Source organism: Photobacterium sp. SP02 (genome assembly GCF_038519165.1).
In the GTDB taxonomy this organism is placed as follows: domain Bacteria; phylum Pseudomonadota; class Gammaproteobacteria; order Enterobacterales; family Vibrionaceae; genus Photobacterium; species Photobacterium halotolerans.
The window spans coordinates 78,194-99,091 of the sequence record NZ_JASJOJ010000009.1 but is presented as its reverse complement, the minus strand read 5'-3'; the positions used below and the strand labels follow the sequence as shown (position 1 = coordinate 99,091).

Genomic DNA, 20,898 nt, shown 5'->3' with positions numbered 1-20,898 from the left:
TATTCGCAAAGTAATCAAGCATTTTTTTGAAGACCATTACAGGCTTTCGCTTTGACGATCAGACTTGCCAATTGTGCAAACCCAAAGCCGCCATTCTCTTGAGTCAGAAAGCTGGGTTGGTGGTTCAGTTTTGTCAGTAAAGGGCGAATGTTGTTCACGGCAAAGGTCAATGGCAGCCACCCAAACATGCCTTCATCATTCAATGAGTCTCCTACATAAGTGACGCGATCTAAGTTAGGCAAATCGCCCTCATTGAACTGTCTAATGTAGGCCTCACCACTTGTGCGTTTGCTGTGATTCCCTACCCACGCATTGATATGAATCGAGCTCAGTGTTGCGTTGACGGGCTTAGACTCTATATTCAAATTCACAATGCGGTTTAGGATTTCCATCGTTGCAGAAGGCGCGACTGGGGTTCTATTTTGCGCGATGTTTACTGCCACATCACAGTAGCGGAAGGTTTGATCTTGGCTGAACTCGACATCGGGATAATCAGCCAAAATACCCGCAATGCTTTCTTGCAAGGCGCGTTGCTCGTTTATCATTGTTTGTGCTGGACGAGAGAAAGTCGTGTTGAATCCAGTTGTGTCTTTTCTCATCCAGAACGCGCCATTTTCGCCAATTACGCCATGCAGAGGCCACATCTTTGCCATTTGATCGCACCATCCAGCGCATGCGCCTGTTACAGCAACCACTTTTACGCCTGCACGTTCTAGTTCTGCTAATGCGATGAGTGCTTCTGGTGGCAGTCTGCCTTGCCAAGTCAAAGTATCATCTACGTCGGTCAGCAACCATTCTATTTCTTTCAGGCGCTCTGGATTGAGCTCTGATAATGGGTCAGGCATTCCCCACTCCTTGTTTGTTTTCTCTAGGATTGATTGCTTGGTTCTCGTCGCTGACGTCTTGCAGTGACACAATTGGAGCGAGTTCACACTCAATGCGCTTCTCGGTGTTGGCATCAAACAGATGAACATGTTTTGGTTTGATATCCAGACCAAGCTTATCGCCAATTTGAATCGGCGTATGTCCCTCAACACGAACAACCAGCTTTTGTGAATTGTCACCTTCTGTACGGCAGTAAAGCAATAAGTCAGCGCCGAGCGATTCAATCAATTCGACTTCTGCTTGCAACCATGGGTTATCTTGACTGATTTGTAAATGTTCCGGGCGAAGCCCCAGCTTTACTTCACCCAGAACCAGGTTCGCCATGGATGCAGGAAGCAGTGCGTCACCAATAGTAATGCCGCCGACGGTAACAGTGCCGTCCAAGATATTCATTGATGGTGAACCAATAAATGTCGCGACGAACAGAGACGCTGGGTTGTCGTAAATCTCTAGCGGCGTACCGACTTGTTCGACATTGCCTTTATTCAATACGACAAGCTTGTCCGCCAGCGTCATCGCTTCGACTTGATCATGAGTAACGTAAACCGATGTAGTACCAAGGCGGCGCTGAAGCTTCTTAATTTCCAAGCGCATTTGAACGCGCAGTTTGGCGTCTAGGTTAGACAGTGGTTCGTCAAATAGAAACACCTTCGGTTCGCGCACAATCGCGCGACCCATTGCCACACGCTGACGCTGTCCGCCAGAAAGCTGCCCCGGTTTACGGTCGAGTAAGAGGTCTAACTCCAGCATTTTCGCCGCTTCGTGAACCAAACGTTCGATTTCCGCTTTAGGTGTTTTGCGGTTGCGCAGACCATAAGCCATGTTGTTGTATACCGTCATATGTGGGTACAGAGCGTAGTTCTGGAACACCATGGCAATGTCACGCTCGCCAGGTTCCAGATCGTTGACGGTTGTGGTGTCGATCTTAAGCTCTCCTGAGCTGATTTCTTCCAGGCCGGCAATCATGCGAAGTAGTGTGGATTTACCACAACCACTAGGGCCAACCAGCACGACCATTTCACCGTCGCAGATATTGAGATTAAGTTTTTGGATCGCCTGATAGCCGTTCGGATAACATTTAGCGATATTAGAAAGAGTTAAAGTCGACATTTATTTCTCCGAATCTACCAGACCTTTGACAAAGGCTTTTTGCATTGCAATGACCACAATCACAGGTGGCAACATGGCGATAATGGTGGTGGCCATAATTTTGTTCCATTCGATGACACCATCAACGACCCCGAGCATCTGTTTAATGCCCATTACGATGGTGTAGTACTGCACATCCGTAGTGATCAGCAGCGGCCACAAGTATTGGTTCCAACCGTAAATGAAGGTGATGACGAACAGTGCGGCGATATTGGTGCGCGACAATGGCAACAAGATATCGAAGAAGAACTTGATTGGTCCTGCGCCATCGATTCGTGCCGCTTCCACCAATTCATTCGGCACAGTTAAGAAGAACTGACGGAACAAGAAAGTAGCAGTCGCACTGGCAATCAGCGGTATGGTTAAGCCGTAAAACGAGTTCAACATGTTGAGATTGGTGATGACCTCAAATGTCGGCATGATGCGCACTTCAACAGGCAACATTAGCGTGAAGAAGATCATCCAGAATGCCAGCATTCGTCCCCGAAAGCGGAAGAACACCACCGCATAGGCTGATAGGATGGAAATACTTAGCTTACCGATGGTAATGCACATGGCCATGATGAAGGAGTTCAGCAGCATGCTGCCAATCGGTAAGGTATTGTTATTGTATTGGGTGTCGTTACTCAGCAAGTCAGTGAATACGCTAAAGCCCAAATCACCAAACCACAGCGGGGTGCCCGTAGCGAATGCGCTGTTCTCGTGCGTGGTTGCTACGATCGCAATCCAAACCGGAAGCGCAATCGAAACGATGCCAAGCATCAGAATGACATGGCAAAACAGATTAAAAAACGGTCTTCTTTCTACCATCAGTACGCCACCTTCTTCTCAACATACTTAAATTGAATCACGGTCAGGGAAGCCACCAAAATCATCAGGATGACGGACTGCGCTGCTGATGAGCCTAAATCCAGCCCGATAAAGCCATCGTTATAGACTTTGTAAACCAAGGTCGAAGTGCTGTTGCTCGGACCGCCTTGCGTCATTGCGTGGATGATGGCGAAGGTATCGAAGAAGGCGTAAACAAAGTTCACCACCAACAGGAAGAAACTGGTTGGTGAAATCAACGGGAAGCTAATGGTGATAAAGCGCTTGATTGGACCGCTGCCATCAATCGCTGCCGCTTCGTGCAGAGACTTTGGCACCGATTGAAGCGCCGCCAGGAAAAACAGGAAGTTGTAGCTGATTTGCTTCCAAGTCGAGGTGATGATGACCATCCACATTGCATGTGTGCCATTGAGCGTCGGGTTCCAGTTAATGCCAAACAGATTCAACAGTTCAGTCATAACACCGATGGTTGGGTCGAAGAGGAATAACCATAATGAGCCGGCAACAACAGGTGCCACCGCATAAGGCCAAATCAAGAAAGTGCGATACATGGTCGCGCCACGGATAATTTGCTCTGCAAAAGCGGAAAGGATAAGAGCACTGACCAACGCGAGCACCGCCACGCTGATGCTGAATTGCAGCGTGGTCATTAACGAATCTAGGTAAAGTGGATCATGGAAGAGTTTTTCAAAGTTCTCCAAACCCACAAACTCACGGTTCATGCCGAAAGCATCTTCAAGCTGTGAAGACTGGAAAATGGCTTGTCCTGCCGGCCAGATGAAGAACACCAGGGTGATCAGCAACTGAGGCGCAATCAGAGCAACCGGAAGCCATTTGTGTTTAAAAACAACAGGTGAGGACATACAAATACCAAAGTAAAACAGGCAAGGTGTGACAACAAATTCCCCACCCAAAGAGGGCGAGGAAAATGCGTAGCTGAGTACTTCTTACTTGAGTCATACTCAGCGCATCAATGTTCGTTATTTCTGTGTGCGCTCAAAGCGACGTAGTTGCTCGTCACCACGACGAACAGCGTTGTTGAGTGCAACTTGTGCCGTCGCTTTACCTGCCCATACTGCTTCCAGTTCTTCGTTGATAATGTCGCGCGTTTGCAGGAAGTTACCAAAGCGAATGCCTTTCGAGTTTTCCGTTGGCTCTGTCGACGTCATTTGCAGCACGGCAGTGTCGGTGCCAGGGTTCTTCGCGTAGAATCCTTGCTCTTTGGTTAGCTCATAAGCCGCTTTTGTGATTGGCAGGTAACCGGTGAACTGGTGCCAATCTGCTTGTACTTTTGCGCTAGAAAGGTAAGAGAAGAACTTCGCCACGCCCTTGTACTCTTCGCTTGAGTGACCGCGAAGTACCCAAAGTGAAGCGCCACCAATGATGGTGTTTTGTGGTTTAGCAACCAATTCAGAATCATAAGGTAGCTGGGCGACACCGATATCAACGCCTTTCATGTTCTCTTTGATGCCAGCCAGACCTGCTGAAGAGCCCATGGTCATTGCACATTCTTGCGTGTAGAAAAGCGGCATGCCATCAGATTGGCGGCCACCGTACTTGAAGATGCCTTCTTTCGACCACTTGCCCATTTGGTCAATGTGGCGAACGAAGGCGGAATCATTAAACTTAAACTCAGTGTCTAAGCCAGCAAAGCCGTTGTTGTTATTAGCAACAGGGACATTGTTACGCGCACCAAAGTTCTCGATTTGAGTCCATGATTGCCATGTTGTGCTGAAGCCACACTTCGCGCCAGATGCCAGTAGTTTGCGAGACACTTCTTCCATCTCTTTCCACGTCTTAGGTGGGTTTGCTACGTTTGCTTTCGTGAACATGTCTTTGTTGTAGTAAAGCACAGGTGTTGAGCTGTTGAATGGCAGTGAAAGCATGTTGCCTTCATTTGTGGTGTAGTAACCCGTAACTGCTGCAAGGTAATCATTTGGGTTGAACGATTCTTTTGTGTCTTTCATCAATTGGTAAACTGGGTAAATCGCTTTATCTGCGCCCATCATGGTGGCGGTGCCCACTTCGAACACTTGTACAATCGCTGGCTGTTCTTTAGCGCGAAATGCCGCGATAGCGCTGGTCATGGTTTCTGCGTAGCTGCCTTTGTAAACTGGCTTGATCTCGTATTCTGATTGGCTTGCGTTAAAGTCAGCGGCAATCTCGTTGACTTTTTTTCCTAGCGCACCGCCCATTGCGTGCCACCACTCAACCTCTGTTTTTGCTTGTGCTGGCGTGCTGATGAATGTCGCTGCAACGACAAGTCCGGAGAGATGTTTAAAAACCATAAAGATTCCTTTTCATTGGATGATATGAACAGGTTGATTCCTTTCGGATGTTCATTTTGATAGTTAACCTGCTTCAATAAATTCAAATGAACATTAAATGAGCTAAGTGACGTTCTGGTTACAGGAAAATGAACTTATTTGAACATCCTTTTCGTTACTAGTTTGTAATCAAGCCGTCATGAAGGGCTGAGACAGTTCATTTGAAAATAAATGAAAAATACGGAATGAAAAAATGAAAACAACGGCACACCGTGGCTTCTCCAGCTTGGCTCCTGAAAACACCTTATCGGCAATGCAATGTGCAATTGAGTTTGGTTGCGAATGGATTGAAATCGACGTTCAGCTCAGCGCAGACAACATCCCTGTGGTGATTCATGACAGAACCGTAAACCGCTGCACGAACGGGCGAGGCAAAGTAAAAGAGCTGACTTGGCACGAGCTGAGATTACTTGATGCGGGCTTATGGTTTGGTGATGACTTTGCTGGCGAACATATTCCTAGTTTGGAAGAGACGCTTGAGCTCACGACAAGAGCAGATGTGAAGCTCAATATCGAATTGAAGATCTATTCTGGCGATGAAATTGATCGACTGTGCGAGAAGGTTGCACAGGTGATTGAGCGCTTGGGTGTTGAAGCGGATGCGATTCTATTCTCGAGCTTTAATACTGAAGCCTTAATGACGATGAGAAACTATCTGCCAGAAGTGAGAAGAGGGCAGTTGTGGCAAGAAATCCCAGACGATTTTGCGATCGTACTACAACACATCAATGCTTACAGTGTGCATTGTGATTATCGCTTCTTAACTGAATCGCAAGCAAAGCAGATCAAACAGTTTGGCTACCAACTGTTTTGTTATACACCGAACTTTCCTCAATTAGTTGAAGCACATTGGCATTGGGGTGTAGATATGATGATTACAGATACGCCGCAGCAATATACTGTCGGGGTGTCTTCAGCCATACGAGAACCCGCTCTGAATGTATAACCTAAACGTCCGCCAGCAAAGCATCATTGAACTCGTTCATCAGCAAGAATATTGCTCGATAGAAGAACTCGCTCAGCGTTTCGAAGTGACGACGCAAACCATTCGACGTGACATCAATGAGCTGTGTCAACTTGGACTGACCCGACGCCATCACGGTGGTGTCGGATTGCCTGCCACCTTAAGCAATCGCAGCTACGCCGCTCGCCAAGTCACCAATCAACACGAAAAGCAGATCATCGCGGATGAAGTGGTCAAAGCCATCCCTAACGGCGCGACTTTGTTTCTTGGTATCGGGACCACCATCGCTTTGATTGCAGAGCGTTTGGCTAATCACAGCGAGCTTCGTGTGGTGACCAATAACTTCGAAGCGGCACACATTCTTTCTCACTTTGAGAACATCGAAACATGGATTCCGGCTGGGCGTATTCGCACTAATGATCGCGATGTGGTGGATGGTTCGGCGGAGCAGTTTTACGGTCAGTTCTCGGCGGATATTGGCATTATCGGGTGCGCAGGTGTAACCGGCATAGCGGAGCATAATTCCGGCACGATCAACCTTGGCAGCACAAAGGTCGATACTCAGCCGTTTGCGATGGAACATGAGTTGCGAGAAGCTAAGGTCAGCCAAGCGATTTTAGCTAACTCAGAAATAAAGTGGCTGGTAGCAACCAAGAGTAAATGGCAGCGAAGAGCTAATACTAAGGTGGCACCACTCAGTTATTTCGATCGCGTTTTCAGTAACTAAGTTCCACCTCGCCATACTCGTCCAAGCCGAGTGCCTGTAACCGTCTCGGCCAACACTAAAGAACAAAAGGGGCTTTCTGGGTACGCTTTGCACCAGCAAAGCGTCACTGGCGTGCATACAAAGGTGCTGAGAGAAGCCCCGAACTCAAGCGCGACTCAGATCTACTATCCAGCCCTCCTGAATAATCACTTTTAATCCCCATCTTCTATGTGGATAATGCATAAATTCTACAGGAGGACATTCATGTTAAAGACGATTATCGGTTTCAGTTTTTTGGCGACAATTACCACTTTTCCCAGTCTGGCTCAGGAACCTCTCAAAGGGTGCGACGCCAAAGCTTATGAGATACAGCAGCAAATCGAATATGCGAAAAGCCATGACAATATTCATCGTGTAACCGGTCTGGAAAAAGCGCTGAAAGAAGTACGGGATCATTGTACGGATGAAGGGTTAATGCGCGACAGACTGGCAAAAGTGAATGAAAAAGAACAGGAAGTTGCCGAGCGTACGCTTGAACTGAAAGAGGCACAGGAATCTGGTCAAGCCGATAAAATTGAAAAAAGAATGAAGAAGCTGAAAGAAGCAGAAGCAGAGCTTTCCGCCGCAAGAAGTGAGCTGAACAAGTAAGCTCAGATCTATCAGAGCCTGCAATGAATACTTGCCTCAAAGATAACTATCTAACAACGAGTTAATAGCCCCTAAAAATCCACTCTCCAGGGGAAAATTCAGGAAGAATTCTCAGGTTGTCGGCGCAGGGAGCGCCTACAACCGTCCCGGCCAACACCAGCGAACCCCAAGGCATTTCTGGTGACTCTTGTGCCAGCAAAGAGTCACTGGCGCGCGTATTGAGATGCCAAATGAACCACCAAATTCAAGCGCGACAAACCAGCAACACCTCAGACATTGCACTCGTTATCTGGATTGCCGCCTGCGCGGCAATGACGGGCTGGGTGTATTTTCTTAGCTAAAGTGATCAACAAACCCAGGGGAAAATTCAGGACGAATTTTCAGGTTGTCGGCGCCGGGAGCGGCTACAACCGTCCCGGCCAACACCAAAGAACACAAAGGGGCTTTCTGGGTACTCTTTGCACCAACAAAGAGTACCTGGCGCGCGTACTGAGATGCCAAATAAACCACCGGACTCAAGCGCGACATACCTCAGATCTCCCAGTCTGTTCAACATGAATTATTGACCACCCTCAACACTCATCAACCACCAACGCCGTGCCATAACTGCTATTAATCCGGGTCTGAGTGTCAGGCGAAACAGACAACTTAGTGCCGGCAGACTGCCTGCCCGAGACCGACTTGGCATGGCACAGGCTGGCGCTGGCCCCCATGCCGAGTTCAACCGTGGCCTGGTTGACGTGCAGAGGCTGGTCGGCGTGTTCGAGTGTGGCCCCCATGGCCAGATCCAGCATCAGAACCTCTGTTTGACCACTGAGCACCAGCTTGCTGCCCATCTGGCCTGTGACTGCGAAACTGTCGCTGGCGATAGCGCAGCCGTCCACGGTCGCATCAATGCCAAATCTGGCGTCAAGGCGCTGAAGGGGTTGTGACGTGTAAATATGCACAATCAGCGGTTCAACGTTCTCTCCATCGTCACCCGAGCGATTGCTGATCTGCAAGCTGCCCTGCTGTTCAGTTACCGTCAGCTTATCCAAGGCGGCAGCCTGACCTGTGGCTTCAAGATAGTTTTTGTCGCTGCAATGCACGTTAACCTCAAGGCCTTTTTCGACAGCCAGCTTATTGAATGCACGGACAGATTCTGTGCGTGTCTGCTCGTCGGCAAAGCTGAAATTTATGATGCCGGTATACAGCGCAATACCAGCCAGGGCAGCAGGAAGAATCACTTTTTTCATGGTCGGTTTCATCGAATCATCACATCCGTTTTGTGGAAAGTGACGTTATCTAATCAATAGTCGTGCCAATATGCATCAAGGCATGCAGTACAGGCTGTATGCGGGTTGGCGCTGATTCGTTTCACAGCACCTCAGCGTATTGATATGAGTGTTAGCTGAAAAAACTAACAGGTGGCAAATTTCGCCACCTGTTTTTTCTCGTTACCGATTGTTTTTGTTATTGCTGGCCACGCTTTACATCATTCGGGACACCGTAAAGCGGGTTTGCTGAATAACACCATGCTCCGGGTTCAACTGCCAGTCCGGATTTTCCATAAAGCCCAGGGCTGAGAAGCTCACGCCATCGCTATCCTGCAACTGCCAGGTCATCACTTTATCGCTGTCGGTAAAGTGGATCACCAGTTGCCCTTTGGCATTCACCACCCAGCTGAATGCTTCAGTCAGGGGCTGATCTGGCTGGTCAGCGTTCGGCACATTATAGGTGCCGTTACCGGAGAGCAGGCCGTCTGCATTGCTGACCGGTACACCGCTGAATGCCATGCTGTGGCCGTTATCCAGCGTCAGCAGGGCGGTGCTCAGCAGGTTGCTGGTAAAGGCCAGCGGTGGCGCCGTCCAGGGCGTGCCGCAGCTTGTGATGGCCTGATCATAGTCAGCCGGTGTCGCGCCGCTGTCGGTCGGGCTTTGCGTGCTGTCATTCCAGCCGGTGTCGAAGTCATCACACTGGGTCAGTAAACGGCCGGGCAGGGCACTTTGCACCAGTGAACCTGAGCCGATCGCACCTTGTTGATCGGTAATTCCCTCCGGCGTATTGTCCTTGACCCATTGCTCATCCACAGTAAAGACTTTCCAGCCGGTTTCACCGTTGGCCTCAGCTTCCGCCAGCAGAGAGAAGGTTTGCGTCCAGCTGGTGGCATTGGGAATATCACGGCCCTGAATGACCAGCAGATTGTTATCGATTTCCCATTGATAGCTCTCGGCTTTTTCGTCCGTCAGGCGATAGCCGAAGCCCTGGTTGTCGCCACTGTTGGTCAGGAAGGTGTAGCGTCTGCCCAGATCTTCACCCGGTTTGCCCCACAGGAAGGACTGGCTGGCCAGACTGCTGGCCGTTACAGTCAGCTCACCTCCGGAGGTGCTTTGTTTGCACGTCTCGACGGCGGTATCAAACTGGGCTCTGGTGGCTGCCACTGTGGGGGCGCCACCGCTCATCACGGAATCACCTGTTGTGCAGGGCGACAGGGTCGCGTTGCTGACAGGGACAGGATCGCCGGACTGACGGTAATCCAGGCTGCGCATCTGCCACAGGGCCTGCGTATCTATGATGTTGTCGCCGTTGCTGGCGTATTGCGAGAAGACGATAAACAGGTTTTGCTCATCGGTTTTGTTCAGCATCGCCCAGACTTCAGCATCGCCATTGCTGTTGAACAGCTTGATCATGCCGGAGGCGAACCCGTCTTTCTCGTTGCTGCCGGTAATACTCCAGGTGTAGTTGCCGGCCGCGACGCCATTGAGGTAACGCACAGCTGTGCCATTGTCTTCAAACTCATAAGCTTCGGTAGAGCCGGATTCTGACTGGCTGCCATAGCTGGTGCCGCTTTCCATCACACGGTTGCGGCGCAGCGCAGTCAGTGCCTTGACATCATTACTGCCCAGTGGCAGGTAGCCGCCACATTGCAGAATAATGTTGTGCATTGTGCTGGCATCCAGCTCGAAGGAGTTGGAAATCATGGCATCGAACCGGCAACTGAGCTTGGTGGGATCTTGCGGATCTTCATCGTACTCATCGCTGACGCCATCGTTATCATTGTCAGGATCGGCATTGTCACCAATACCATCGCCGTCGGTATCGACGGTTTCGTTTTTATCTGTCGGGAAAGCATCTTCGCTGTCTTTCACCCCGTCCCCATCGGTATCGGGATTGAACGGGTCGGTTTTCAGCATCTCTTCCTGCACATCGGTCAGGCCGTCATTATCGTCATCCGGATCAAGGTTATCGCCAAGACCGTCGTAATCGAAATCGGCGTTTTCATTGGGATCATTCGGGAAGGGATCGGCTGCATCAATGACGCCGTCACCGTCACTGTCGGTTTTCAGCGCCGCATCGTCCACCACAATGGGCAGGTTATTGCCGTCGAGCACGACGCGGTTATGGGCATCAAACACTAAGTGATGACGGGTATCCAGCTGCTTTAAGACATCACGCAAGCGGCGGAACTCCGCCATGGGGACGGCGAGCTCTTCTTCACGGCTCACTTCCTGTTTGAGCAATATGCCCAGCTGGACAATGGCCCGTGCTTTAACCGCAATATCGTCCAGGCCATTGGCGATGTAGTCGCCCATCACCTGACTGGCACCGATACCCAGCGACTGCGCGGTGGCAGAAATCGCCGTCGACTCGCCCAGCCCTTCATACATGTACAGGTGCACAATACTGGTGAGCGGGGTGACCGTGGTATAGCCGATAGGTGCAGACATTAAAAACCCTTTGCTGACCGGCGTGCCTGGGTTGTCGAGATCCACGGTTTGTCCGGCAATCGCCAGGACGAAAGCAGCGTACTGCGACGGGTTTTCCAGCCCGTTCAGGGCGATGGATGCCTGGCCCGATGCGTTGGTTGTGCCCTGGCGGTCGCCGGATTCAAAGCGGAAGTTCTGACCCACATCCACCCAGGCCCGTGCACTTTGCAGATACCCGTCAATGGCGGTGATCGTGTAGGAAGGTATGGTTTTTACCGGCGCGACAGGCTGTTTGGCATCACCGCCACAGCCAGCCAGCAGGCTGATACCAATCAGCCCACACGCGCACTCCCATGATTTGTTCATCATGTGCAGCCCCCAAGTCAATCGCACCGCACTCCGCGGTCAAAAATAAGGTGTCGCGACTCTGTATCAGCACAGAATCACTTTTTATTGCTTTCTGACTGTTAGCTTAGTGTTGTCCAGCTAGACCTTCATAAACGCCGGAGAAAATGGGTGTCGCGAGAATAAGAATGGACAGGTTTAGCAATGAGGCAAAACAGCAATCATGGTGTAAGATTATGAAACTTTTGCAGAATCACAGGGAGCGTTCAGAGTATGACAACAAGTTTTTTTGCAGCCGTGCTGGCATTGTGGCTGTGCTGGTTATCCATGCAGGTGATTAAGGCACGCAGGCGGCATCAGATTGGTTACGGCGATGGGGGAGCCGAAGCAAAAGATCTGCAACTGGCCTGCTCTGCGCAGTCAAATGCGGTGAATTACATCCCAATTACCTTGATCTTGCTGTTTCTGCTCGAAGACAACGGCGGTGCTGGCTGGCTGATTGTGATTATCGGCTTGCTTTTCACGGCAGGCCGGCTGATTCATGGCCGTGGCATCTTAGCCGACAGCCTGAAAGGGCGGGTATTGGGTATGCAACTGACACTGTGGCCGATTATCGCGCTGGCGGTTCTGAATCTGCTGTATTTTCTTTTCGGATAAATCAAAGGGGCAGCCAACGTGCGCTGCCCATTTTAGAACAAATACCCCTAAGAACAGATTAAGCGAAATAGAGCACACCCAGTGATGCCGGCCGGCTGGCGCCTGTCACTTCAGGTAAATTGCTCGGCAGGCCATGAATGCGGCGCTGCGCCAGCCAGGCAAAGGCCATGGCTTCCATGTAATCGCTGTCGACGCCATAGTCGCTGGTCGGGGCGACCTGCCAGTCGCTCAGCAGGGCAGACAGGCGCGCCATCAGTACAGGGTTTCGTGTACCGCCACCGCACACCAGTAACTGGGGAGCCGGGCCGGTTGTAAAGCGCCTGACCTCGTTGGCAATGGTCACGGCGGTGAACTCACACAGGGTGCGTTGCACATCTGGCGCACTGACAGCGCTATTGACCAGTTTGGCGTCAAGCCAGGGCAGATTGAACAGCTCCCGGCCGGTACTTTTGGGGGAGGGTTGCGCTAAATAGGGTTCGCTGAGCAAGCGGTTCAGTAAAGCCTCGTCCACTTTGCCCTGACTGGCCAGGTCGCCGTTGCGGTCAAATTTCTGACCGGTGTGCCGTTCGCACCAGGCATCCATCAGCATATTGCCCGGACCGGTATCAAAACCGAGCACCTTTTCATTGGGGCGAATCACGGAAATATTGGCAATCCCGCCTATGTTCAGCACGATCACGCTGGAATCGGTCGACTGGAAAATGGTCTTGTGGAAAGCCGGGACCAGCGGCGCGCCCTGTCCGCCCAGCGCCATGTCTTTGCGACGAAAATCCGCGACGGTATCAATGCCGGTTTTCGCGGCGATGATATTGGCATCGCCAAGTTGCAGGGTGAACGGTGCATCGCCTAAGGGCTGGTGATACACAGTCTGACCATGATTGCCGATAGCGCGGATCTGATCGGCCCGGTAACCGGATTTGTCCAGCAGGGCATTGACGGCATCGGCAAACAAATGGCCCAGCAGATGGTCCAGCTCGCCGATTTCAACCAGCGTGGTCTGCTGGCCGATACAGACATTGAGCAGCCGCTGTTTGAGCGAGTCTGGCATGGGATAGTCATCATGGGCCAGCAATTGAATGCGGTCGCCGTCAAAAGAGACTAACGCCGTGTCTACCCCGTCCATGCTGGTGCCTGACATGACACCGATATACAACTCCTGAGTCATTCCTGTTCTCCCGATCTGTTGTCGATCGCTGTTCAGTGAAATTTTGCTATGGCGCATAGTGTCCCAGACTGCCGGCCAACACGATATCTAAATCGTGCTCTGAACAGTATGGCGTGAGCAGATTGTGAATAGGCTTACAACTCTGTACGGTGAAAGCCAGGCCGTCTGTACAGGGCGTCGCCGTGTGAAGCCTGTGCGCAGTCCAGGATCATCACACAGAGTCATCAACATTGAGAAACCGACTCTTCCTGACTAGGCTTGCTGGTAAGTGCCGAAATAATAAATAAAATTTGTTTTGGTCTTTTCAGTATTCTAGCAGGAACCTCTATGTCCGACTTCTGGCAAAAGAACCTGTCGACGGCTAAAACCTTTCGGCAGGATTTACACCGCCATCCTGAGCTGGGATGGCAGGAGCACCACACGGCCGCCGCCATTCGTGATCGCCTGACCGCAATGGGTATCGACTGGCGACCTTGCGCGCAAACCGGCACGCTGGCGCATATTGCGTCTGGTAATCCTGACGGTCGCCACATTGCCCTGCGGGGCGATATTGATGCTTTACCGATTCATGAAGACAGTGGCCGCACCTGGTCATCACAGCAGCAGGGCTGTATGCATGCCTGCGGTCATGATGGCCATACGGCGGCGCTGATGGCAACGGTCGCCTGGCTGAAACAGCATGAAGAGACGCTGCATGGCCCCGTTACTTTTCTGTTTCAGCCCGCGGAAGAAGGCGGGCACGGTGCGCGGGAAATGATTGCTGACGGGGCGCTCGAAGGGGTCGATGAAATTTACGGCTGGCACAACTGGCCGGCGATCCCGTTCGGTAAGATGATCTGTCCGGATCATCTGGTGATGTGCGGTAACGCCACGTTTTCCATTACGGTAAAAGGACGCGGCGGCCATGCCAGCCAGCCGGAACTCTGCGCCGATCCTGTGCTGGCGGCGTCGGCAATTACCCTCAATTTGCAGCAGATCATCAGCCGCCGCTTACCGCCTCAGCACGCCGCCGTTGTCAGTGTGACCTCAATAGAAGCCGCCAGTGGTCTGACGGTGATCCCACAGCAGGCGGTGCTGAGTGGCAGTATCCGGGTGCCTGACGATCAAACCAAAACCCGAATCAATCAGCTGATCGAAGAGATCAGCCATCATACTGCCATGAGTTATGGCGTGGACTGCGAGGTGACCATCCAGCCGCGTTACAGTGCCACGATTAATCATGCCAGACAGGCCGAAAAAGCCCGAACGGCCTGGCTGGCTGATCAAGGCCAGCAACTCGACCATACCATTTCCCTGCCTGTGATGGCCTCGGAAGATTTCAGCTATTATCTGCAGCAGTTGCCCGGGGCGTTTGCCCTGATCGGAGCCGATGACGGCGAGCCTGTCCATCAGCATCCCTGCCACAGTCCACACTACGATTTTAATGATCGACTGCTCGAAAAAGTCGTTCGCTGGTATGCCCGGCTTGCGGGGGCGCCATTACCGAACTACACAGGGTAGAGAGGGTTAAAAAAATCAAAGGGCTGTTGAAGGCTGGCTGAGCGAATCAGCACAGCGCAACAGCCCTGTTCACACCAGAGATTTTAAAGCACAAGGAGATGTACGATGAGCATTTTTGACCAGCGCGAATCCGAAATCCGGGCTTACTGCCGGGTCTACCCAGTCGTTTTTGATACGGCTTTCAATGCCAGGCAGACTGATGAGCAGGGTAAAGAGTACATCGACTTTTTTGCCGGTGCAGGGGTGTTGAACTTTGGACATAACAACGAACGCATGAAACAGGCGGTGATCGACTATCTCCAGCGCAATGGGGTGACACACAGCCTGGACATGCACACCAGCGCGAAACGCCGGTTTATGGAGCGGTTTCATCACGTCATTCTTGAACCGCGCAACATGCCTCACAAAATGCAGTTTATGGGGCCAACCGGTACCAATGCCGTCGAGGCGGCACTGAAACTGGCACGGCGGGTCACAGGACGGCATGAGGTTGTCGCCTTCCAGCACGGTTTTCATGGCATGACCTTAGGCGCACTGGCCTGTACCGCGAATCAGTACTTCCGGGGCGCGGCAGGAGTGCCGCTGACCCATGTGTCACATACCGCTTTCGGCGCCCAAGGCAAAGCGGCAGAGCAAGCCTTGCATGCGCTGGAATTGCTGGAAGCCAGCTATCAGGACGGTTCAAGCGGCGTCACACCACCGGCGGCGTTTATGGTCGAAGTGGTGCAGGCCGAAGGGGGCGTGAACATTGCCGATAAAGCCTGGCTGCAGCGGCTGGCATCGCTGGCGAAATCGGTCGGTGCATTGCTGATTGTTGACGATATTCAGGCCGGAATGGGGCGAACCGGCTCGTTTTTTAGTTTCGATGATTACGGCATCGACCCTGATATCGTTTGTCTGGCAAAAGGGCTGGGCGGTATGGGCACCCCGATTGCGATGAATCTGGTGAAACCCGAGCTGGATAAACACTGGTCGCCGGGTGAGCACACAGGCACCTTCCGCGGGCAGTGTCTGTCCTTTGTGGCGGGCTGCGAAGCGCTGAGTTATTTCGAAGACAGTCACCTGATGGAAGAGGTGCAGCAAAAAGGCGAGATGATGCATGTGGCACTGGCACCGCTGGCGGATCTGGCCGGGGTGGACGTTCGCGGCAAAGGCATGTTGTACGGCGTCGATGTGGGCCTTGGCGAACTGGCGAAAACCATTGTCGGGCGCTGTTTCGAAGCAGGGCTGCTGGTCTCGGCCTGCGGCAGCGGTGGCCGGGTGATCAAGCTGATCCCGCCACTGACAACGCCGGAAGCGGACTTGCAGTCAGGGCTGGCCATTCTGGTGGAAGTGACGCAAAACGTGCTTCGGGAGGCGGTATGAAAAAACGCGACGATATGACCTTTCCTTTTGAGGAATATGAGCGACGTCTGGGCGAGTTGCGACAGCGAATTGCCCAGCGCCAGCTGGATGCGGTGGTGATCACCGATCCGGAAAACATCATGTACCTGACCGATTACCAGACAACCGGCTATTCCTTCTTTCAGGCGCTGGTGGTGCCGCTGGAAGACGAGCCCTTCATGATCACCCGGGCGATGGAAGAGTCGAACATTTTTGCCCGGACCTGGATTGAACGGACCCGGCCCTATCCCGATACCGGAGATGCGATTCAGATGCTGGTGGATGCGTTGCGGGAATTCGGACTGTCGCGCAAACGCATCGGTTATGAAAGGAACAGTTACTTCTTTCCGGCCTATCAGCAGGACACCATACACACCACGCTGACCGAAGCGAAACTGCTGGACTGCTTCGGCATTGTCGAACAGGGACGGATCTGCAAATCGCCGGTCGAAATCGAACTGATGCGCAGGGCGGCGGTTGCCACCGAAGCCGGTATGAAAGCCGGCATTGCGGCCTGTCAGGCCGGAGTGACAGAAAACGAAATCGGCGCGGCCATCAGCTCGGCGATGTTTAAAGCAGGTGGGGAGCCCCCTGCTGTGATGCCGTACGTGACATCCGGGCCCAGAACCATGATAGGTCATGCAACCTGGGAAGGACGGGTAGTGCAACCGGGCGAGCACGTGTTCCTCGAAGTGGCCGGCTGCTATCGTCGCTATCACACCGCCATGATGCGCACTGTGATTCTGGGCGAACTGACCGATTCCATGCATAAAGCGCAGGAAACCATGAAGCTGGCGCTGCAATCGCTGCATGCCTATATCCAGCCCGGGATGACGGTGTCGGATGCCGATAACCTGATCCGCAATATCATTTCTCACAATGATGTCGGGGCCAGGCTGATCACCCGCTCCGGCTATTCCATCGGTATCGCTTTCCCGCCCAGCTGGGACGAAGGGTATATTGTCAGCCTGAAACAAGGTGAGTCGACCGTGCTGCAAGAGGGCATGACGTTTCACATCATTCCCTGGATGTGGGGAGTGGATGGCGACAAAACCTGCGGGATTTCCGATACCATTGTTATCACGCCAGATGGCTGCGACTCTTTTTTCACCCTGCCGAAAGACTTCACAGTCTTACCCGAACAGGGCAAACCGGCCAAGCCTGACGCTGCCACATCCAGCGTGTCGTCTGACAAAGCGACATCCATAGATAAAGCCCGCAAAGGCAAACAGCAACAGGCTAACGGATAGCCTATTAAGGGGGAGATATGTCTTTAAAAGCGATCAATCCGGCCAATGGCACCCTGATTGAAGAATACCCGACGCTGAATGCCGATGCGCTGGCCAGCCAGATTAAAGCGGCGAGAGCCGCGCAAGCTGACTGGCAGCGCTTAACCTTTGCCGCGCGCGGCGAGGTATTGCGTCGCGTCGCAGAACAGTTGCGGGAGCATAAAACCCGTTTAGGCGAACTGATGACACTGGAAATGGGTAAGCCGGTGAAGGAAGCCGGTCCCGAAGTGGAAAAAGCGGCCTGGTGTGCCGAGCATTATGCCGAGCATGCTGAAGCTTATCTGGCGGATCAAAGTCTGCCCTCTGATGCCAGCCACAGTTATGTCTGCTATCAGCCCTTAGGCACAGTGCTGGGCATTTTGCCCTGGAATGCGCCGTTGTGGCTGGCGTTCCGGTTTCTGGCACCGGCGCTGATGGCCGGCAACACCTGCGTGATGAAGCACGATCCGCATGTACCAGGCTGCGCCCGCGCGATCGCAGAAATGTTTGCGCTGGCAGGGGCGCCCGCCAATATTATGGTCAACCTGCCGGTTGGCAATGAACTCGCCGAGCAGGCGATCCGCCATCCCGACATTGCGGCGGTTTCGTTTACCGGTTCTGATCGGGCTGGCGCGAAGGTTGCCGCGACCGCAGCCAGTGAGATCAAACCGGCAGTGCTGGAGCTGGGCGGTTCCGATCCCCTGGTGGTGCTGGCTGATGCTGATCTGGAAACGGCCGCTGATGTCGCGACACTGTCACGCATTATCAACGCCGGTCAGTCCTGCATTGCCGCCAAACGGATTATTGTTGAAGCGCCTGTGTATGACATCTTTACCCAGCTGGTGGAAAGACGGCTGACGCTGCTGAGAGTCGGCGATCCCGCTTCGCCGGACACAGATGTCGGGCCGCTGGCCCGTGATGATCTGCGCCAGAACCTGCATCGTCAGGTGCAGGCAACGATAGACGCTGGCGCACGGTGCCTGATGGGCGGGCAACCAGAGGCTGGGTTAGGGTATTTTTACCCGGTGACTTTGCTGGCGGACGTGACACCAGAGATGTGCGCGTTTCGTGAAGAAACCTTTGGCCCTGTGATGGTGCTGGTCAAAGCGGACGATGCGGAACATGCGCTGCGTCTGGCAAACGACACGGCCTACGGGCTGGGGGCTGGTGTCTGGACGGGCAATCCGGTACACGCGCAGCGTTTTATCCGCGACTTGCAGGCGGGTCAGGTTGCCGTGAACGGTATTGTGAAAACAGATCCCCGCCTGCCGAGCGGCGGCATTAAACGCTCGGGCTACGGGCGGGAGCTGGGACCGCAAGGCATTCACGAGTTTGTGAATGCCAAGCAGGTTTGGGTGAAGTAACGGGTATCGAAAGCGCGCTGCCGGTACCAGTCACTAGGGTTGAGTGGCTGGTACCGGTTCGCTGTTTTGCTGTTGCAAGCGGGCTGAGCAGCGGTATAAATAGCCCGCCACAACCAGCACACAGGCGGTGGACAGGAACAGCGCCGGGCCGCCGTATAGCGACAAGATAATACCGCCAGCTAATGGCGATAAACTCACGCCGATAGATGCCAGATTCCCTGCCCCGAAATACGCGCCGCGCAGATGATCCGGTGCCGCTCTGTCAATCAGCAGATTGAAAGTCGGGAACAGAATCACCTCGCCCAGGCTCAGCACAAAGGTGGCCAGCAGCCAGTACCACTCAGGGGCATCAAGCGGGAAACTGGCATACAGCACAAAGGCGCTGGCAAACAGAGCAACGCCCAGATACACACGGCGATACAGCGACCAGCCACTGAGCAGTTTCAGCAACGGAAATTGCAGCAGCACAATCACACTGGCATTGACAAAAATCATGCTGGTGTAAAGTGCGATGACTTTATCGCCCAGACCATTGAGATACTGTACCAGCGAGGTTTCCTGATGCAGGTAAGCGTACATCACCAGAGTGTTGGCCAGAATCAGCACCATGAATGCCTTGTCACGCGCTAATACTTTCAGGGTCTGGCTGAAATTCTGTTCGTTTTTGGGTGGCTGCGGGGTGTTGCGGATCTGCCAGAACGCCAGAATAAAACACACGCTGTAGATCAGGTAAGCCAGCGCCACCAGATAAAAAGAGGATTGCTCACCGGTAAAGCCAAGCTGTAAGCCCACTAACGGCCCGAAAGCCGCACCCAGATTGATGCAGTAATAACGCACCTGGTGTGCCATTTCCCTGACAGGGATCTCAGGCAATAAGTCCGAAATCATTGCCCGTGCCGGCGGTTCCAGCATAGCTCGGCTGATGCCCGCCATCAGCGCCCCGGCAGCATATAACCAGCTTTGATCTGCCTCGGCCAGAATGACAAACGTCGCAACATGGGCCAGACAGCTGATGATCAGTAAATTTTTCCGGCCGAGCTTATCAGACAGGTAGCCCACATACAGGGCGACCACAGCGCCGCCGAGTGCCGCCAGACTCATTATGGTGCCGATTTCAATTTCAGACAGACCAAATTTCCGGTGCAGCATCACGGCCATATAGGGCCAGACCATAAAAAAAGAGGCGCGGGTCAGCAGAGTACCGATTAACACGGCCCAGATAGGTGCCGAAAAACGGCGTACGTGAGACAACTCCATGTCTTTGATTTTCCTTTGAACTATCAAGTGGTTCATAGTGTCATAGCCCCTGATTTTTGTCTGTAATTTTTCTGTTCAGGCAGCAAATTATTCTATTGTTCGATTTATTCGAATTAGTTACTCAATTTCAACCAGTGTTGTTTGGCTGTGACTGCCACTACACTTGCTCTCAATCGAGGAAGACAGGGCTGAGACCCGTGCTTGAGCAGTCAGTACAGCTTCTGTCACTTTTAACGATAACAACTTTGAATGCCTATTTTTGTTCAACTTTTTTGAGGAAACCCTTATGAATACTTCTTTTATTAAACGCCTGTTAACGTCTTCAGACAGTTTTGCCCCTCTGGCGCTGCGTGTGCCTGCCGGTATCATTTTCATGGCCCATGGTGCACAAAAACTCTTTGGTGCTTTTGGTGGTAATGGCCTGGAAGGCACTGGGCAATGGATGGCATCGATTGGTCTGGAGCCTGGCATGCTGATGGCGTTTCTGGCCGGTAGCGGTGAGTTCTTCGGCGGCCTGTTTATCCTGATCGGTTTACTGACACGTCCGGCAGCCTTGGTGCTGGCAATCACTATGATTGTGGCTATTGTGAGCGTTCACTTACCGAATGGTCTGTTTATGTCTAACGGCGGCTACGAGTTTGGTCTGTCGCTGCTGGCAATCGCGGTATCACTGGTTTTCTCCGGGGCTGGCAAATTGTCGGCTGACTCACTGCTGGCAAAACAGGTTCGCTAAGGGCGCGTTTACCCTGACATATTCCTTTATCGA

19 protein-coding genes are annotated in these 20,898 nt (G+C 52.6%); 9 read left to right on the top strand and 10 right to left on the bottom strand.

Translation table 11 applies throughout. The features are described from left to right. Positions 1–14: 14 nt before the first annotated feature. The 5 genes from P0Y67_RS06515 to ugpB all read right to left on the bottom strand — a co-directional run bounded on the left by P0Y67_RS06515 (position 15) and on the right by ugpB (position 5,150). The gene (locus P0Y67_RS06515; protein ID WP_342391213.1) at positions 15–845 is read right to left on the bottom strand and encodes an HAD-IIB family hydrolase; all 831 of its coding nucleotides are present in this window, start codon (positions 843–845) and stop codon (positions 15–17) included. Further along, on the bottom strand, positions 838–1,995 hold the full coding sequence (locus P0Y67_RS06510; protein WP_342391212.1) for a sn-glycerol-3-phosphate import ATP-binding protein UgpC: 1,158 nt from the start codon (positions 1,993–1,995) through the stop codon (positions 838–840). Before P0Y67_RS06510 ends, P0Y67_RS06515 begins: the two co-directional genes overlap by 8 nt. Then, positions 1,996–2,844 carry a sn-glycerol-3-phosphate ABC transporter permease UgpE gene (ugpE, locus tag P0Y67_RS06505; RefSeq protein ID WP_342391211.1) on the bottom strand — a complete coding sequence of 283 codons (849 nt, stop codon included), beginning with the start codon at positions 2,842–2,844 and terminating at the stop codon, positions 1,996–1,998. After that, positions 2,844–3,725, bottom strand: coding sequence for a sn-glycerol-3-phosphate ABC transporter permease UgpA (ugpA, locus tag P0Y67_RS06500; RefSeq protein WP_342391224.1), 882 nt, complete (start codon positions 3,723–3,725; stop codon positions 2,844–2,846). Before ugpA ends, ugpE begins: the two co-directional genes overlap by 1 nt. A 117-nt stretch (positions 3,726–3,842) precedes the next feature. Then, positions 3,843–5,150, bottom strand: a complete 1,308-nt coding sequence (gene ugpB, locus P0Y67_RS06495) for a sn-glycerol-3-phosphate ABC transporter substrate-binding protein UgpB (RefSeq protein WP_342391210.1) — start codon at positions 5,148–5,150, stop codon at positions 3,843–3,845. A gap of 232 nt (positions 5,151–5,382) precedes the next feature. Between ugpB and P0Y67_RS06490 the strand changes: the two genes are divergently transcribed. From P0Y67_RS06490 to P0Y67_RS06480, 3 genes are all read left to right on the top strand, one after another. Beyond that, positions 5,383–6,135, top strand: coding sequence for a glycerophosphoryl diester phosphodiesterase (locus P0Y67_RS06490; protein ID WP_342391209.1), 753 nt, complete (start codon positions 5,383–5,385; stop codon positions 6,133–6,135). Continuing rightward, on the top strand, positions 6,128–6,880 hold the full coding sequence (locus P0Y67_RS06485) for a DeoR/GlpR family DNA-binding transcription regulator (protein ID WP_342391208.1): 753 nt from the start codon (positions 6,128–6,130) through the stop codon (positions 6,878–6,880). The genes P0Y67_RS06490 and P0Y67_RS06485 overlap by 8 nt, the downstream gene beginning before the upstream one ends. 243 nt (positions 6,881–7,123) lie before the next feature. Next, on the top strand, positions 7,124–7,507 hold the full coding sequence (locus tag P0Y67_RS06480) for a DUF1090 domain-containing protein (RefSeq protein WP_342391207.1): 384 nt from the start codon (positions 7,124–7,126) through the stop codon (positions 7,505–7,507). 333 nt (positions 7,508–7,840) lie between these two features. Here the strand turns inward: P0Y67_RS06480 and P0Y67_RS06475 are convergent, their stop codons facing one another. From P0Y67_RS06475 to P0Y67_RS06465, 3 genes are all read right to left on the bottom strand, one after another. Continuing rightward, positions 7,841–8,035: a hypothetical protein gene (locus P0Y67_RS06475; RefSeq protein WP_342391206.1), complete on the bottom strand. Its 195-nt coding sequence runs from the start codon at positions 8,033–8,035 to the stop codon at positions 7,841–7,843. Between the two features lie 44 nt (positions 8,036–8,079). Continuing rightward, positions 8,080–8,742: a GIN domain-containing protein gene (locus P0Y67_RS06470; protein ID WP_342391205.1), complete on the bottom strand. Its 663-nt coding sequence runs from the start codon at positions 8,740–8,742 to the stop codon at positions 8,080–8,082. A 234-nt stretch (positions 8,743–8,976) separates the two neighbouring features. Continuing rightward, positions 8,977–11,562 (bottom strand): hypothetical protein, encoded by a 2,586-nt coding sequence (locus P0Y67_RS06465; protein ID WP_342391204.1) that lies wholly within the window; start codon positions 11,560–11,562, stop codon positions 8,977–8,979. A 249-nt stretch (positions 11,563–11,811) separates the two neighbouring features. Here P0Y67_RS06465 and P0Y67_RS06460 point away from each other — a divergent pair, with 249 nt between their 5' ends. Next, entirely contained in the window at positions 11,812–12,195 is a 384-nt protein-coding gene (locus P0Y67_RS06460; RefSeq protein WP_342391203.1) for an MAPEG family protein, read from the top strand. 58 nt (positions 12,196–12,253) lie between these two features. Here the strand turns inward: P0Y67_RS06460 and P0Y67_RS06455 are convergent, their stop codons facing one another. Beyond that, the gene (locus P0Y67_RS06455) at positions 12,254–13,360 is read right to left on the bottom strand and encodes an anhydro-N-acetylmuramic acid kinase (protein ID WP_237795214.1); all 1,107 of its coding nucleotides are present in this window, start codon (positions 13,358–13,360) and stop codon (positions 12,254–12,256) included. Positions 13,361–13,687: 327 nt separating this feature from the next. Here P0Y67_RS06455 and doeB2 point away from each other — a divergent pair, with 327 nt between their 5' ends. From doeB2 to P0Y67_RS06435, 4 genes are all read left to right on the top strand, one after another. After that, positions 13,688–14,860, top strand: a complete 1,173-nt coding sequence (gene doeB2, locus P0Y67_RS06450) for a N(2)-acetyl-L-2,4-diaminobutanoate deacetylase DoeB2 (RefSeq protein ID WP_342391202.1) — start codon at positions 13,688–13,690, stop codon at positions 14,858–14,860. Positions 14,861–14,965: 105 nt separating this feature from the next. After that, entirely contained in the window at positions 14,966–16,225 is a 1,260-nt protein-coding gene (locus P0Y67_RS06445) for an aspartate aminotransferase family protein (RefSeq protein ID WP_342391201.1), read from the top strand. Further along, entirely contained in the window at positions 16,222–17,493 is a 1,272-nt protein-coding gene (doeA, locus tag P0Y67_RS06440) for an ectoine hydrolase (protein WP_342391200.1), read from the top strand. The genes P0Y67_RS06445 and doeA overlap by 4 nt, the downstream gene beginning before the upstream one ends. A gap of 17 nt (positions 17,494–17,510) precedes the next feature. Then, positions 17,511–18,875, top strand: coding sequence for an NAD-dependent succinate-semialdehyde dehydrogenase (locus P0Y67_RS06435; protein WP_342391199.1), 1,365 nt, complete (start codon positions 17,511–17,513; stop codon positions 18,873–18,875). Positions 18,876–18,908: 33 nt separating this feature from the next. Here P0Y67_RS06435 and P0Y67_RS06430 read toward each other — a convergent pair whose 3' ends face one another. Continuing rightward, entirely contained in the window at positions 18,909–20,132 is a 1,224-nt protein-coding gene (locus tag P0Y67_RS06430; protein WP_237795230.1) for an MDR family MFS transporter, read from the bottom strand. A 286-nt stretch (positions 20,133–20,418) separates the two neighbouring features. Between P0Y67_RS06430 and P0Y67_RS06425 the strand changes: the two genes are divergently transcribed. Then, the gene (locus P0Y67_RS06425) at positions 20,419–20,865 is read left to right on the top strand and encodes a DoxX family protein (protein ID WP_342391198.1); all 447 of its coding nucleotides are present in this window, start codon (positions 20,419–20,421) and stop codon (positions 20,863–20,865) included. Positions 20,866–20,898 lie beyond the last annotated feature (33 nt).